Annotated in this window: 15 protein-coding genes; 7 read left to right on the top strand and 8 right to left on the bottom strand. The window is 45.9% G+C overall.

Features of this window, described 5'->3' with window-relative positions:
- The first annotated feature begins 146 nt into the window (after window positions 1-146).
- Window positions 147-1,541 (top strand): helix-turn-helix domain-containing protein, encoded by a 1,395-nt coding sequence (locus NIES593_RS16445; protein ID WP_073600616.1) that lies wholly within the window; start codon window positions 147-149, stop codon window positions 1,539-1,541.
- A 488-nt stretch (window positions 1,542-2,029) separates the two neighbouring features.
- Here NIES593_RS16445 and NIES593_RS16440 read toward each other — a convergent pair whose 3' ends face one another.
- The 4 genes from NIES593_RS16440 to NIES593_RS16425 form a co-directional block, all read right to left on the bottom strand.
- Entirely contained in the window at window positions 2,030-2,671 is a 642-nt protein-coding gene (locus NIES593_RS16440) for a YqiA/YcfP family alpha/beta fold hydrolase (RefSeq protein WP_175561162.1), read from the bottom strand.
- Between the two features lie 59 nt (window positions 2,672-2,730).
- A complete protein-coding gene (locus NIES593_RS16435; protein WP_073600615.1) occupies window positions 2,731-3,054 on the bottom strand; it encodes a DUF2973 domain-containing protein in 324 nt (107 codons plus the stop codon).
- Between the two features lie 123 nt (window positions 3,055-3,177).
- Window positions 3,178-3,537 carry a DUF2605 domain-containing protein gene (locus NIES593_RS16430; RefSeq protein WP_073600614.1) on the bottom strand — a complete coding sequence of 120 codons (360 nt, stop codon included), beginning with the start codon at window positions 3,535-3,537 and terminating at the stop codon, window positions 3,178-3,180.
- A gap of 75 nt (window positions 3,538-3,612) precedes the next feature.
- Window positions 3,613-4,281 carry a YdcF family protein gene (locus NIES593_RS16425; protein ID WP_073600613.1) on the bottom strand — a complete coding sequence of 223 codons (669 nt, stop codon included), beginning with the start codon at window positions 4,279-4,281 and terminating at the stop codon, window positions 3,613-3,615.
- Window positions 4,282-4,748: 467 nt separating this feature from the next.
- On the opposite strand from NIES593_RS16425, the gene NIES593_RS24650 reads away from it, so the two are divergent.
- From NIES593_RS24650 to ccmS, 3 genes are all read left to right on the top strand, one after another.
- Entirely contained in the window at window positions 4,749-4,928 is a 180-nt protein-coding gene (locus tag NIES593_RS24650) for a hypothetical protein (RefSeq protein WP_139253727.1), read from the top strand.
- A gap of 233 nt (window positions 4,929-5,161) precedes the next feature.
- Window positions 5,162-6,181: an aldo/keto reductase gene (locus NIES593_RS16420; protein WP_073600612.1), complete on the top strand. Its 1,020-nt coding sequence runs from the start codon at window positions 5,162-5,164 to the stop codon at window positions 6,179-6,181.
- Between the two features lie 34 nt (window positions 6,182-6,215).
- The gene (ccmS, locus tag NIES593_RS16415; RefSeq protein ID WP_073600611.1) at window positions 6,216-6,641 is read left to right on the top strand and encodes a beta-carboxysome assembly chaperone CcmS; all 426 of its coding nucleotides are present in this window, start codon (window positions 6,216-6,218) and stop codon (window positions 6,639-6,641) included.
- 13 nt (window positions 6,642-6,654) lie between these two features.
- Here ccmS and NIES593_RS16410 read toward each other — a convergent pair whose 3' ends face one another.
- The 3 genes from NIES593_RS16410 to NIES593_RS16400 all read right to left on the bottom strand — a co-directional run bounded on the left by NIES593_RS16410 (window position 6,655) and on the right by NIES593_RS16400 (window position 8,232).
- On the bottom strand, window positions 6,655-7,182 hold the full coding sequence (locus tag NIES593_RS16410; RefSeq protein ID WP_073600610.1) for a Spy/CpxP family protein refolding chaperone: 528 nt from the start codon (window positions 7,180-7,182) through the stop codon (window positions 6,655-6,657).
- A 67-nt stretch (window positions 7,183-7,249) separates the two neighbouring features.
- Window positions 7,250-7,648: a hypothetical protein gene (locus NIES593_RS16405; RefSeq protein WP_139253726.1), complete on the bottom strand. Its 399-nt coding sequence runs from the start codon at window positions 7,646-7,648 to the stop codon at window positions 7,250-7,252.
- On the bottom strand, window positions 7,645-8,232 hold the full coding sequence (locus tag NIES593_RS16400; RefSeq protein ID WP_073600608.1) for a sigma-70 family RNA polymerase sigma factor: 588 nt from the start codon (window positions 8,230-8,232) through the stop codon (window positions 7,645-7,647). The genes NIES593_RS16405 and NIES593_RS16400 overlap by 4 nt, the downstream gene beginning before the upstream one ends.
- Before the next feature lie 549 nt (window positions 8,233-8,781).
- Here NIES593_RS16400 and NIES593_RS16395 point away from each other — a divergent pair.
- Window positions 8,782-10,596 (top strand): alkaline phosphatase D family protein, encoded by a 1,815-nt coding sequence (locus NIES593_RS16395; RefSeq protein ID WP_245817568.1) that lies wholly within the window; start codon window positions 8,782-8,784, stop codon window positions 10,594-10,596.
- Window positions 10,597-10,670: 74 nt separating this feature from the next.
- On the opposite strand, the gene NIES593_RS16390 is transcribed toward NIES593_RS16395, so the two are convergent.
- Window positions 10,671-11,876, bottom strand: a complete 1,206-nt coding sequence (locus NIES593_RS16390; RefSeq protein WP_073600606.1) for a phosphoglycerate kinase — start codon at window positions 11,874-11,876, stop codon at window positions 10,671-10,673.
- Window positions 11,877-12,041: 165 nt separating this feature from the next.
- On the opposite strand from NIES593_RS16390, the gene NIES593_RS16385 reads away from it, so the two are divergent.
- Window positions 12,042-12,455: a universal stress protein gene (locus NIES593_RS16385; protein ID WP_073600605.1), complete on the top strand. Its 414-nt coding sequence runs from the start codon at window positions 12,042-12,044 to the stop codon at window positions 12,453-12,455.
- Window positions 12,456-12,878: 423 nt separating this feature from the next.
- Window positions 12,879-14,507, top strand: a complete 1,629-nt coding sequence (guaA, locus tag NIES593_RS16380; protein ID WP_073600604.1) for a glutamine-hydrolyzing GMP synthase — start codon at window positions 12,879-12,881, stop codon at window positions 14,505-14,507.
- The last annotated feature ends 9 nt before the right edge of the window (window positions 14,508-14,516 follow it).

The following is a 14,516-nucleotide window of genomic DNA, read 5'->3' as shown; positions in this document are numbered from 1 at the left end:
TGAGTCAATTCTAGAGGTTTATATCTCTATCAAATGACTGACTTTACCATATAGCAGTTAATGCTAAAAGTGCAAGGTACTCCGCCGTGAGACGGCGGAGCCTGAAAAGCACTTCGTCAATTTACACTTTAAGAAACGATTAGATTATGATGATCGAGTTAAGAAAAATTGATGTCAATCTTGCAGAAAAACATGAGGAAGCTTTCGACTTGGCTGAGAAAGTTATCTCAGCTAAAAGAGGCAAGCCGCTCAACAGTCTGCAAAGAGCTATCTTAAAAGGAGTTTGGCAAGACCAGACCTATGAAGATATTGCCGAGATGACCCACTGTTCTGAAGGGCACATCAAAGACGTGGCAGCCGATTTATGGAAGCAACTGTCAGATGGATTAGGCGAGAGAGTCGGCAAGAAAAACTTGAAGGCGATTCTAGAGCGACATGTGCAAGAATCAGAAATTTTGCAGCTCGAAGGGAGTCTAGGGGATGAGAGGTTCATGTCTCGAAAACGCCGAGATTGCGACTTAGCCCCCGATGTATCGAGATTTTTAGGGCGCACAGAAGAACTGACGACTCTAGAGCAATGGATTGTGGACGAGCAATGCCGACTGGTGCTGCTGTTGGGCATGGGTGGAATTGGTAAAACCGCTCTGGCGGCCAAGCTAATCGAGCAAGTTCATGACGAATTTGAGTTGGTCATTTGGCGCAATCTGCGCAACGCTCCCACTGTAGAAGAGGTACTCTCAGATCTGATTCGATTTTTAGGCACCAGGGAGCGCAGCGATTTACCAAGCTCTCTAGACGGCAGCATTATGCTTTTGGTCGAATGCTTGCGAGCTTCTCACTGTCTGGTAGTTCTCGATAGTGTAGAAGCAATTTTGCAAAGTGGCGATCGCGCGGGGCGCTATCGAGAAGGGTATCGAGGATATGGACAACTGTTCAAATGTGTCGGCAAAACCGTCCACCAAAGCTGCTTGCTGCTGACCTCGCGAGAAAAACCGCAAGGCTTGAGTGCCGAAGAGGGCAAAACCCTACCCGTGCGATGCTTGCAATTGAAGGGAATCGGCTTGGCGCAAGCGCGGGAAATCTTGAGAGCTAAAAGCACCTTTACTGGGACTGAGAGCCAATGGAGAACCCTGATTGAATACTACGGAGGCAATCCCCTCGCTCTCAAGTTGGTGGCGGCGGAAATTCAAGAGTTATTTGATGGAAATATCGCCAGCTTTTTAGAATTTCTAGAGCAAAGGAGATTAGTCGTTGACGAACTATATGACCTGTTAGAGCAACAATTTAATCGGCTATCAGATTTAGAAAAAGAGGTAATGTATTTGCTGGCGATGAAGCGTCAACCCGTTGACATAGCAGAACTGCAATTAACTTTTTTGTTACCGGACTCGCGACCAAAATTGCCAGAAGTTTTGAGATCTTTGATGCAGAGATCGCTCATTGAGAAGACAGCAGCAGGTTTTCTGCTAATGCCAATGATTAGAGAGTATGTGACCAACCGACTTAATCTCAGATTTCAGCACTCAAACGGGAAAACATAAGAGCACGTGTTATGGCAACTATTTTTCAGGTTAATATTGCGTTTTTTCGCATTAGTTTGCAAAGAATAAACAACTGTAACGTTTATTAGCTAACAGTTCCCCCCCAAACAAGCCTATGATAATTTATAAATAAGGCACAAGGAAGTGAATCGAAACAAGCTTCCTAGGAAAGTTAAAGATTAGAGCCAGTGCCTCCCGTTCTAATCAACCCAACATCTTTCTATTGCCATTAAGACACGGACTTGTAAAGGTGGTTTCGATCCGATGAATTGCAGAGGCTCTGCCTCAACTAAACGAAAAAGGACAATCCACAATCAACGCCTGAGTCGGCAAATAGAGGTCTGATAAGTTTAGAAAGAGTTGTATGGGAGTTGTGTCCACCTTAGCTAGTAACTAATTGATTAACTACTTAACATCTAGGAGTCCATATCGTTTGTACAGTTTATAACCCGCCCTTGAAGGCGGGTAAATTGTTTTCAGGGGCTTTATTAGAGTTGACAGAATTTCTGAATGGCTTGCCAAATTTTCGGCATGACGTCAGTTAAGGCATGATCGCTATCTAGTTCGACTAATTCTACCCAAGGGCGCTGACTGGCATAGTCGCGACTGGATTGAATGGGAATGACTTCATCGTTACGTCCGTGTAAAATTAAGGTAGGAACGGGTCTTTGTAACTGACGTTCGGAATATTGACTGGCATCGATAAGGAATTGATAGTGAAGTGGGAGCGATCGCTGCTCGCCGTAATGATAAATCGATAAATAGCCAGACTCTTGCCATTGCCGGATTTGAGCTTCTTCCAACTGGGACAGCCACCGATCGATAAAGCCAAAAGCAGGTGCTAGAAGAACCAGACACCGAACCTGAGAATATTTTTCGGCAAGATGAGAAGCCGTTAATCCCCCAAGACTAGAGCCAATTAAAGTGACGGGGGTTTCGGAATCGGGGAATTCTGACGCTACTTGCTCCAGTTGTCGAGTCAGGGTGAGATGGGAAAAATCCCCTTGATTGAGGTCAGGAATTTTCAGGAAAATCTGATGCTCCCAGAAGCGATCGCGCAGATATTGAGCTTTAGTAGAGTAAGGGCTAGAAGCAAAGCCGTGCAGATAGATATAACTCGATACGCTCACAAGCAGTCTCGATCGTCTATGCAAAAATCAGCAACTACGTCATTCTGCATTAGAATTCCTTAAGCGTCTTCTTCCGTTTCTTGGGTTTGACCCGGAGAAGCCTTATAGAGAGCATCGAGTTGTTGGCGCGCATCTTCAACCGTAACGGAACGCATCACCAAAAGGGGCTCGTCAATTGGCTGACCGCTCTCGTCCAGTAACTCTGGATGAACGGTGGTACCAGTCCGATTCCAATTAGCTTCTTTTGTGCCAGAAGAAGATTTACCTGCCGCCGAATAGCGACGTTGCGAATCCATGCTCACAGTAACCAAACTGCGAATGAGATTGCTGATAGCCAGAAAAGCAATAACTGTAAAAGCAAGTATGTACATTAAATGTAACATCTGAGTGTCCTCCTGAGAGAAATCAGTCCAAGCAGTTTTTATTTTTATAAGGGGTTGGAAAAAGCAATCTTAACTAAGAGTTATTTAACTAGCTTATCAAGGATATAGCTAGGTTTTTCATCTCTAGGGAGCGAGGTTTGGATCGCTCGAATCGGAGTCTTGCGAAAGCTTGCCTTTAAGAGAACGCCATCGCATGGCGACTTGCCAACACTGGGCAACTAATTGATGCCAGGGCACTAGCGTAGCCGTGTCTATGCCGGCTTGTTCTCCGGTCGCTTTAAATAGCATCTTAGCCGCATTTACTTCCTGTTGGGCTGTCTTAATTCTTTTTAGCAAATGAGCTTGTTCTTCTGGTGAAAGAAAAGAAATTTGTTCGGATTCTAATAATGCGCGGGCGCGGGAAAACCAATACTGAAAATCTTCCAGTAGAGGTTCGAGAATGGTTTTGAGTAATTCATGCTCGGTCGGATGTGAGTTTGACATTATCCTATAGTGACTTACTATCCTAAGAAATATCTTAACGCTCTTTACATTTCTTAACTTTGGGGCGAAAAATTGCTAAGATTTGTCCCGATCGACAAAATCCTCAGGAGATCGCCCTGAATGCTTTATCGATTGTAAGTTACGAGATTCGCGCTCGATTAAAGTTTCCCCAGTGCCTCCCGTTGCTAACCACAGCAGCGCTCTGGCACCATCTCGCAGAGTTTTTTCAATTGGTTCTGACGGCGCATCAGAAGGAACCGAGACGGGTTTAATAACAATTCCGCGACTCCCGAAGACGATTTCACCGATAATGAGAGCGCGACGCATATGGTTTTCAGAAGTGATGAGATAAACACTGTCGATGCCATGTGCTTTTAGGTCATCGACTAGCGTGGTGAAGTTAGTTACCGTATCGACGGCATGATAATCTAAATGCAAGCGATCGCGATCGATTCCTGCTTCAGCAAAAATTTTTTCTACATATTTTTGCGGACTGCCAGAGGATACCCAAATCGATATATTGGGGTCTTGAGCGGCTAATTTAGCAGCAAAGCGTTCTCTATCTTCGTGTCCTCCGAGAACGATCGCTGCCTCTGGTTTAACTAGGTAACTTTGCCCTTGCTTGTAGCCTAACCAAAGTGCAACTCCTATGACTGGTAAGAGCAAAAGAGAAAATCTTTTTTTTGTCTTGCGAGGTTGACTGACAAACACTTCTTGTCTGATAGAAGGAATTTTTCCAGGCATCGACACACTCACATCACACAGGCAACGAGCTGTTTTCTTAGAGCACTTATCTCTTTTAACGACGACGAGACGGGGGCAGTTATGCTCCCGTTTTTTTCGAGGGAATTTACCTGGCGCTTTTTGTCTGACAATCGCGATCGCGCTAGATTAGACCTTCCTGCTGAAATTTACCGGAAAAAGATAAAAATTTTGATAATAACTGATAAAATCGTGCCGTTGAAAAACGGGACTGGCCGGAATCGAACCGGCGACCTAGCGCTTCAGATTGGTGTGAGTTTCCTCACTCTCCGGACTATTCCTTCACCGTAGGCATCTTGCCCGTAGGTGGTGGCCGTTATGTTGTAGGAAGTTTACTTATAAGCTTGTTTTTCCCCCATCGTTTCCTACAACCAGTCTCTGCACCTTCTCTACTGGGGAAGTAGAGCTTGGCTCAAGATTACCTTATCCGTTACCAGACTTAGGCTCCCTTGAATTTGACCACATTCACTCATAAAGTTTCCTTTATGGTGCCCGATGATTCAGGAGGCGCTTGCTCTATCCTGCTGAGCTACAGCCCCATATTTAGTTTTCTTCCCAATCTTAAGCTATTTTTCCCTAAAATTGTGCGATCGCTCGAACAATCTCAGATTCCACCCCTGGTTGAGTGACAGAACTCAAACTCACCCCAACCTCTCTCCCGCTCTGGGAGAGGGGCTTTCCACTTCAGACTTTGGACTGGAGTCCCTTCGCACCTTGTGGGAGAAGGGATTTAGAGATGAGGGGACAAAGATTTGTCACTCAACCAGGATCCCGCTCTATAGATTATAGATATTTACAACCATCTTTGGCTCCAAACTGAGTAATATCAATAACTGAATACCTGTTTGCGAGATTGCCAAAGATGCCCTTACCAATGACGAGCCGACTTCAGTTTACGCCCGATTTAAACATCTGTCGCGTCTTAAATGGGATGTGGCAAGTCTCTGGTGCCCACGGACGCATCAACCCCAACCAAGCCATCCAGGAGATGTTTCAATACATGGATGCAGGCTTTACAACCTGGGATCTTGCCGACCATTACGGTCCTGCAGAAGACTTGATTGGCGCATTTCGCCGTCAATTAGCAGCCAGTCGAGGTCAAGAAGCATTAGCTAATTTGCAAGCATTTACGAAATGGGTTCCGCGACCTGCCAAAATGACGAGGCAATTAGTGGAAAAAAATATCGATATTTCTTTGCAAAGAATGGGAGTTGAAGTCCTCGATTTAATGCAGTTTCATTGGTGGGATTATCGGAATACCAATTATCTCGATGCTCTTTACTACATGGCAGAACTTCACAAAGAGGGAAAAATCAAACATTTAGCTTTAACAAACTTTGATACGGAACGCTTAAAAATTATTGTGGATGCAGGCATTAAAATTGTCTCAAATCAAGTACAATTTTCGCTCATCGATCGCCGTCCTTTAGTTAAAATGGTCGAGTTTTGTCAGCGCAATAATATTCAACTGTTAGCTTATGGAACCCTGGCTGGCGGTTTGTTGAGCGAAAAATATCTGGGACAATCCGAACCGGAATTGATGAGTCTTACTACGGCTAGCTTGAGAAAATATAAAAATATGGTTGATGCTTGGGGAGGATGGCATTTGTTACAAGAATTATTGACCGTTCTCAAGCAAATTGCCGACAAACATCGAGTTAGTATTGCTAATGTTGCTGTGCGCTATGTTTTAGAACAACCGGCAGTAGCGGGGGCGATTGTCGGAGCAAGATTGAGCGTCTCGGAACATCTAGAGGATAATGCCAAGGTATTCAATTTTAGTTTATATGAAGAAGATTATCGACAATTAGAAACCGTTTTTAGCCAGTCGCGAGATTTATATCGATTAATCGGCGATTGCGGAGATGAATATCGGCGATAAATCGTTTATAATAATTTTGTTAAAGAGATGGATAATGATTAATTTTGGAAATAATCCGCCAATTGATGAAGCGAATCGATGGCGCTCTGCGTTAGATGAATTCGTCGCAGAAAACGAGCAAGCTTTGGCAGCTTTGGCTTGGGGATTATTGCAGGAGTGGGGAGATAGCCAAGATGCGCTGGGAATCGATCTCAAACCCACCCCTCATTTTGTCCGTTGTTCCAGGGTGGCGATCGAACGATTGAATCGCCAAGTCAATCGCAAAATTCAAGAAATTTTAGGCGTTTTGGACGGCTACGATCCCGAAGCAGAAGTCGTAGCGATCGCGATTGGCGAAGGACAGCTAAAATTAATCTATTTTCAACCAGAACCGTCACCTCCGGTCTGTTTCGAACAAATTGAAGGGGATTTAGATACCTTAATCCAGCAGCTTGAAGAGCGCATGCGAGATAAATTCTGAGATTTTTTATTAACTAAAACCAATTATTTTTGTTAAGGCGATCGTCATCGCCAAAACGATTGCGCCAATCGTCTCGACGTGCTTGCAGCATTTGCAGTAACTGAGTTCGTTGTTCGGGGGTCAAAACCTCTCGCATCTCCATCATGCTCTCAAAGCGCAAGTCCCCCAGTTTTTGCCGCAGCTGGACAACTTCTTGTCGCTTGGTACGGATAGCCTTTTCTGACTCGGTACCTACCATCATGTTAAATAACTCTTCTTGGGCTGCCTGCGCATTGTCCTGGAGGGGTTCGATTTGCCCGCGATATTTTTGACGAATTGAGGCAATCTGCTGCTTTTGGTCGTTAGTGAGGTTCAATTGCTCTAACAATCTGCCTTTATTCTCGTCTTTGACTGGCACTTGCCTCGACATTTGCGCTATGGGTAGCTGCCAAGAACTGCTAGCAAGCGGTTTTGAATGTAGATTGGGATTGGCGATCGCAGCGAGGGCTGCCAATAAAAAAATCGCGATCGCAACAGTAATCGACTTTCGACGCAGTAACATCGTTCTTACCTCCTTTGGGTGATTAGGAATTGGTCATTGGTAAGTCTCACTGTCTTTTCCTCCTCTGTTAAGGATAAGAAACTGCATATCTCGCCTTCGGTTCGGTCATCAGAAGCCAGTCGGCTTCGCTAGTATGGGTTGTTGTCGGGGAAGTGACGGATGTCTCTTCTATCGCACTATTCCAGCTATCGACCAAGAAAGCTTCTAGCTCTTGTTGATTAGTAGCTACCTGTGGAGAAGGATTGAGCCAACGATAACTCCCTACTGCTAAAAGAAGGCTTCCTGCCATGGCGCTGGAAACGAGCCAGAAAAATTGATGGGGGTGTCTGGGAGGTGGCGGGGGTTCTCTGGTGACGAGTTCCATCAACTGAGCTTCCATATCTGCCCTTGCTTGTGGAGGGACGGGACGATATTGCTTCAGAAAAGACACTAATTGTTCGTCATCGTCGGGAAATTGATTCATCATATAACTCCTTGTTGCTGAAGAAATTTTCGCATTTCGTTACGAGCATAAAATAGTCGAGATTTTACCGTTCCTAGTGGCAAATTTAAGATTTTTGCCACTTCTTTTTGCGCAATATCTTCTAGATCGTGTAAGACTAATACAACTCGATGCTCTAAGCTGAGAACCTGCAAGCCTCGCTGAACTAAATCTTGATAGTGCAATTTCATTAAATCGGGCGTATCTTGGGGGCGCGAGGGCATTTTACCGAGTAGCGAATCGTCTTCGGAGTTATCTTCATAGCGTTCTCGTTCTGGTTTGCCTCTTGCTAGTTGTCGTCGTCGATCGGTTGCTACATTCCAGCTAATTCGGTAAAGCCAAGTGGAGAAATAGGATGGCTTTTGCAAGTTAGGTAGTCCTTTCCAGACTCTGAGGAAGACTTCTTGAACTAGATCGTCTAGCATCTCGCTTCCACACAGTTGATATAGCGTCGATCTGACTCGCTGCTGATAACGTCGGTACAATTGACGAAAAGCCGCGCGATCGCCTCGCTGGCACTGTATAACCAGTTCTGTGTCTGTCGTACCAGCTTGGTTATCAGCTAACACCTTTATCACTTGACCTCACCAGTGTTTTTATTTTAGACCCCATCAGGAGGACCAAGGTTCAACCAGAATTCAATTATCGATCGCAGCTCTCGATAAAGTGTTAATTGTGCGATCGCGAAATAGAAAGCTTGACGGAACATCATTTAATCTCCGGACAAGCTGTCAAGCGCCAAAAAATTATGGACGAACGATGAATATTCGGCGCGATCGCATTTTGATAATTAAATTTTAATAAAAGTTAGCTCTTTCAAAAAGTTGAAATTTCTTAATTTATTTTCTTAAATATTCAATAATGCTTCCTTAAACTAAACCTGAAAAATTATTGATAGTAATTGCAATTATTTGAGATAAAATCAAAGCCTGTCAGCTGCATTTTAGCACTCATTTTTTTACTTAATTTTAATCAAATGACACCCGGCGACTCGCCAGCTTAGGAATATTAATTCCTTCGCTCTCTGAGAGACCATCTTCGGTATGGCGAGCGAAATTCGGAACTATAACACCAACTCCAAATATGTCGGTTTGAATAAGTTAACTGAGGCAATTTCTATGTTCGGATCCCAATCTACTTCCGCTCAGCGCAATACGGATTCTAATACTCTTATTAACGACGTTGCTAGCGGCGATACGACTCAGACTTCCACCGTTCTCTGGGCGCGCAGTACTGCTGATGGAGACGTAACATTTGAATATTCTACAGACCCCAACTTCAGCACTGTTGCGGGGACAACAACAGCAACCGTCACCGATACTAACCTTCCCGCGAAGGTACAAATTAACGGACTGCAACCGGGAACTAAATATTACTATCGCGTCACTGATGCGGCTGGGACAACGGCAACAGGACAGTTTAAAACCGCAGCCGAACTAGGTACCCAAGCAGGCTTTCGTTTTGGGGCAGCAGGAGACTGGAGAGGCGAACTCTCTCCCTATCCCTCGATTAGCAATGCCCCGCAACGGGATCTCGACCTGTTTGTCGAACACGGCGATACTATCTATGCCGACATCCCTTCCGATGCTGTCAAAAATCCCGACGGCACCCGCAAGGAACAAGCAGAAACTCTAGATGAATATCGGGCAAAACATGCTGAAGTCTATGGCGATCGTTTAGGGTTTAATACATGGGGCGATCTGCGTTCTTCTACCTCTATTCTCGCCACCATCGACGACCACGAGGTTATCAACGACTTTTCTGGCGGTGCGCCTGCCAATACCGATCCGCGTTTTGGAGAAACGACGGGTTTAATCAACGATACTCAACTGTTTGAAAACGGCTTGCAGGCATTCCAAGAATACAACCCCATCCGCGATGAATTTTATGGGCAAACGGGAGAGGAACGCACCTCAGAAGAACGCAAACTCTATCGCTATAACACCTATGGCAGCGATGCCGCCGTTATCGTTCTGGATAACCGTTCTTTCCGCGATGCGCCTCTAGAAGAGGCTAACCTGTTAGATTCAGAAGATGTGACGCGATTCCTGAGCGAATCTCTGACTCGCGATCGCACCATGTTGGGGGCACCGCAGCTTGCCGACTTGAAGCGGGATTTATTAGCAGCCGAAAACAACGGCATCACCTGGAAATTCGTTATGGTGCCGGAACCGATCCAAAACTTTGGTCCTGCCTTGGCGGCAGATCGCTTCGAGGGATACGCTAAAGAGCGATCGGAAATTCTCCGCTTCATTCAAGAAAACAACATCGATAACGTCGTTTTTGTGGCGGCTGACATTCACGGCACCGTTGTCAACAATCTTACCTATCAAGAAGCTCCTGGTGAAGAACAAATTGCTACTGGTGCTTTTGAAATTTCCACGGGGTCGGTTGCCTTTAATCAGCCTCTGGGTTTCGTTTTAGCAGACATAACGACTGCCATCGACCCCGAAGCCAGGGCGCTTTACGACTCCCTACCCGTTGCCAACGACCCAGACAGCATCGTTAATGACAAAGACGATTTCATCAAGCAGATAATCAACGAACAACTACAGCCCCTCGGTTACGATCCGATTGGGTTGAATGATAATCTCCCCAACGCCGATGGTTTAATCAATGCGACGCTGTTGCAAGGAGATTATGTTGCTGCCCACACCTTTGGCTGGACGGAGTTCGATGTCGATCCCCAAACCCAACAACTAAAAGTCACGACCTACGGCATCGAACCCTACTCAGAGGCAGAATTACTCGCCAATCCTTCTGAAATTACAAGTCGAACCCCAACCATTGTCAGCGAATTCGTTGTCAATCCCGTCACCGATTTAGGAGCATCCGCACCCGAACCACAAACTATCTTCGGAATCCCCAACGATGACACATTCAAGGCAGCGATCGCGCTTACTCCCGAATCCCTCTTAGGCACGAGTTTCTAAATTAATAGAGGGCGAGTTTCTGCGCCCTCTACCAAAAACATCAAACAAAATATCTGCGCCAATTAATTGCGGGTTTAAGCGTCGTCTAGCGCAGCAATTCCGGGTAAAACTTTACCTTCTAGCAACTCCAAACTAGCGCCGCCACCTGTAGAAATGTGGCTCATTTGTTCGGCTACGCCGACTTTTTCGACTGCCGCTACCGAGTCGCCGCCGCCGATAATGGTAGTCGCGCCTTTTTTGGTCAAATCGGCTAGAGTACGCGCGATCGCTTCCGTTCCAACAGCAAATTTATCAAATTCAAACACGCCCATCGGACCGTTCCAGATAACCGTTTTACAATCAGATAAAGCTTCTTGGAACAATTTGACCGAATCGGGACCGATATCCAATCCCATCCAGCCATCGGGGATGTTTTCAATGCTGACGGTTTGAGAATTCGCATCCGCTGCAAAATTATCTGCAACGACAACATCGGTTGGCAGGAGGAATTGAACGCCTTTTTCTTTCGCTTTAGCTTCTAGAGACTTGGCTAGCTCTAGCTTATCCTCTTCCACCAAAGACTTACCAACGCTCAAACCGCGAGCTTTGTAGAAAGTAAAAATCATCCCGCCGCCGATGAGTAGCTTATCGCACTTCTCGAGCAGGGTTTCAATGACCCCAATTTTGCTAGAAACCTTAGAACCGCCAATAATAGCAGCTAGAGGACGCTGAGGATTTTCAATTGCTGCTTGTAGGTAATTGAGTTCTTTTTCGATTAAATAGCCAGCTACGCAGGGACTTAGATAGTGAGTTACCCCTTCAGTAGAAGCGTGGGCGCGGTGTGCCGTTCCAAAAGCGTCATTGACGTACAAATCTGCATTAGCAGCTAGCTGTTTAGCAAATTCTGGGTCATTTTTTTCTTCTTCGGCATGGAAACGGACATTTTCCAGCAAGGCTACTTGACCATTTTGCAGGTTTGCGATCGCGGCTGCTACGGAATCCCCAATACAGTCGTCGCACATCACGACTTCCTGCCCCAGCAATTCGCCCAGGCGCTTCGCCGTCGGAGTCAAACGCATGCTGTCAACCACTTTCCCTTTGGGACGACCAAAATGGCTCGCCAGGATAACTTTAGCGCCTTTGTTTATCAATTCCCGAATGGTTGGCAGTGCCGCCCGAATCCGAGTATCGTCAGTAATATTGCCTGCTTCATCGAGAGGAACGTTAAAATCGACGCGGACTAAAACTCTTTTTCCAGCTAATTCAGCTTCTGATAAATTTGCTACAGTTTTTTTGGGCACAGCCAGTTCCTCCTTAATCGCTTTTTTATTTTACAAATGATTAAATCAGCGTTTCGTTACTTACGACAATTGTCTGCCGCCATGAAAATTGAAATAGGTTCAATAATCAGCGCGGTAGTTTACATGCCGATTTTACAGGAGTGCGCGTACAGGGGATAGATATCTATGTTTAAAACTGTTTTGTTTCCCGTCGATCGAAGTCGAGAAGCTCGCGAGGCAGCCGAAACCGTTGCCAATATCGTCAAAACTTACAACAGCCGCTTGGTGTTACTCTCTGTCGTAGAAACAACCCCGGCAGGAGAAGCCCCACCCCATGGCGGCACGATGGCTTCGCCTGAAGAAGTTGCCAAATTGCTACAAGCGGCACAGAAACTTTTTGCCGACCAAGGCATTGAAGCAGAAGTCATCGAACGGGAAGGCATGCCATCTTTTACGATTTGCGACGTTGCCGATGAGATTAACGCAGATTTAATCGTGATGGGATGTCGGGGACTGGGATTAACGGCAGAAGGGATGGCAGAAAGCGTTACCAATCGGGTCATTAATTTATCTCCCTGTCCGGTTTTGATCGTTCCATAAATATCATTGACTAGGAGTCAGGTAGAGACGCTTCCATCCCTCTACATTCCCCTTCAAAAGGCAGATCTTGTCTATGCAAGAGTTAGAAGGAAGCGCTTTTCCTGGCTATCTCGATCGCTGGGGCAATCTTAATTGACTTATAAGCATCGTTATGTCATTCGAGCTTATACCTGCGATTCAAAGTTACACGAGAGCTAGATGCTCGCGTCTGAGATCGATTAGAACTGCTAGATTGGCTCGACGTTTATTTGTAACCGATTTATTGTTTGACTTATGTTATATTTGTATGAATATTTTCTTACTAACTAATACCTCAAAGATGGCTTTTTAACTCTATTCCAGAAGAAATGGAATTTGTCCTAAAAGCCAGCTTTCCTAATGAAGATTTAACCCTTAACTCTTATCGATCGAACCGCAACAATAGTGACTGCACAAACATCCTTGACCCCCCAAACCCTAGAGTCTTTGCCGACAAAGCCTCTCGATCCCGCTATCAATCGCCAAATGATAGCGATTCTCGACTTTGGCTCTCAATATTCTGAGTTAATAGCCCGTCGGATTCGCGAAACCAACGTCTATTCGGAAGTTCTATCCTATCGTACCAGTGCCGAACAACTGAGAAACTTGAGTCCTAAAGGAATCATTCTCTCTGGGGGTCCTAATTCGGTATATGATGAGGGCGCACCTCAGTGCGATCCGCAAATCTGGCATCTAGGCATTCCTATTTTGGGCGTTTGCTACGGAATGCAACTAATGGTGCAACAGTTAGGCGGGAAGGTAGAACGAGCCAAGCGAGGAGAATACGGAAAGGCTTCTCTGTATATCGACGATCCGACCGACTTGCTGACCAATGTCGAAGATGGTTCGACGATGTGGATGAGCCACGGAGATTCCTGCACGATGTTGCCAGAAGGATTTGAAATTCTGGCGCATACTGAGAATACCCCCCGCGCCGCGATCGCTCACCACGAAAAGAAACTCTTCGGCGTGCAATTCCACCCGGAAGTGGTGCATTCCGTCGGCGGTATTGCCTTGATCCGCAATTTTGTTTATCACATCTGCGAATGCGAACCGACTTGGACGACAGAAGTCTTTGTCGAAGAATCAATTCGGGAGATCCGAGCCAAAGTTGGAGACAAGCGGGTATTGCTTGCGCTATCTGGCGGCGTAGATTCATCTACCCTAGCCTTTTTGCTTCATCGCGCCATCGGCGATCGCCTTACTTGCATGTTTATCGATCAGGGTTTCATGCGTAAAGGCGAGCCAGAACGATTGATGCAGATTTTCAACGAACAGTTCCATATTCCCGTCGAATACGTTAACGCTCGCGATCGCTTCCTTGCCCAACTTCAAGGCATAACCGATCCCGAAGAAAAGCGCCGCCGCATCGGTCACGAATTTATCAAAGTCTTTGAAGAAGAATCTCAGCGTCTAGGTCCCTTTGATTATTTAGCTCAAGGCACACTTTATCCTGACGTAATCGAGTCTGCCGACAGCAACGTCGATCCCAAAACCGGAGAACGAATAGCCGTCAAAATCAAAAGCCATCATAACGTCGGCGGACTGCCGAAAAACCTTCGCTTTAAACTAATCGAACCGTTGCGCAAACTCTTCAAAGATGAGGTCCGCAACGTTGCCCGTGCTATTGGCTTGCCCGAAGAAATCGTCCGCCGCCATCCCTTCCCGGGACCCGGTTTAGCTATTCGGATTATTGGAGAAGTCACCGCCGAACGCTTAAACATTCTCCGCGATGCCGATTATATCGTCCGCGACGAAATTAGCAAGCACGACATGTATCATGATTTTTGGCAAGCATTTGCCGTTCTGCTTCCCATTCGTAGCGTTGGCGTAATGGGAGATAAACGGACTTATGCTCATCCTGTTGTCCTGCGCCTAATTACCAGCGAGGATGGCATGACGGCTGATTGGGCACGAGTCCCTTACGATTTACTAGAAACCATCTCCAATCGAATAGTCAACGAGGTCAAGGGAGTCAATCGCGTCGTGTACGATATTACTTCTAAACCTCCCGGCACTATCGAGTGGGAGTAAGATTAAATC

The organism is Hydrococcus rivularis NIES-593 (genome assembly GCF_001904635.1).
GTDB classification, from domain to species: Bacteria; Cyanobacteriota; Cyanobacteriia; order Cyanobacteriales; family Microcystaceae; genus Hydrococcus; species Hydrococcus rivularis.
Note: the sequence above shows the minus strand (reverse complement) of the source record. Positions and strands in the feature narration are given on the sequence as shown.

Excerpts from the sequence above, each read along its gene's own strand:
- NIES593_RS16430 (WP_073600614.1), bottom strand. The coding sequence starts at position 3,537 with ATGTCAAACTCACATCCGACCGAGCATGAATTACTCAAAACCATTCTC.
- NIES593_RS16420 (WP_073600612.1), top strand. The coding sequence starts at position 5,162 with ATGCCCTTACCAATGACGAGCCGACTTCAGTTTACGCCCGATTTAAAC.
- NIES593_RS16445 (WP_073600616.1), top strand. The coding sequence starts at position 147 with ATGATGATCGAGTTAAGAAAAATTGATGTCAATCTTGCAGAAAAACAT.
- NIES593_RS16410 (WP_073600610.1), bottom strand. The coding sequence starts at position 7,182 with ATGTTACTGCGTCGAAAGTCGATTACTGTTGCGATCGCGATTTTTTTA.
- NIES593_RS16435 (WP_073600615.1), bottom strand. The coding sequence starts at position 3,054 with ATGTTACATTTAATGTACATACTTGCTTTTACAGTTATTGCTTTTCTG.
- NIES593_RS16395 (WP_245817568.1), top strand. The coding sequence starts at position 8,782 with ATGTTCGGATCCCAATCTACTTCCGCTCAGCGCAATACGGATTCTAAT.
- ccmS (WP_073600611.1), top strand. The coding sequence starts at position 6,216 with ATGATTAATTTTGGAAATAATCCGCCAATTGATGAAGCGAATCGATGG.
- NIES593_RS16405 (WP_139253726.1), bottom strand. The coding sequence starts at position 7,648 with ATGATGAATCAATTTCCCGACGATGACGAACAATTAGTGTCTTTTCTG.
- NIES593_RS16425 (WP_073600613.1), bottom strand. The coding sequence starts at position 4,281 with ATGCCTGGAAAAATTCCTTCTATCAGACAAGAAGTGTTTGTCAGTCAA.
- NIES593_RS16385 (WP_073600605.1), top strand. The coding sequence starts at position 12,042 with ATGTTTAAAACTGTTTTGTTTCCCGTCGATCGAAGTCGAGAAGCTCGC.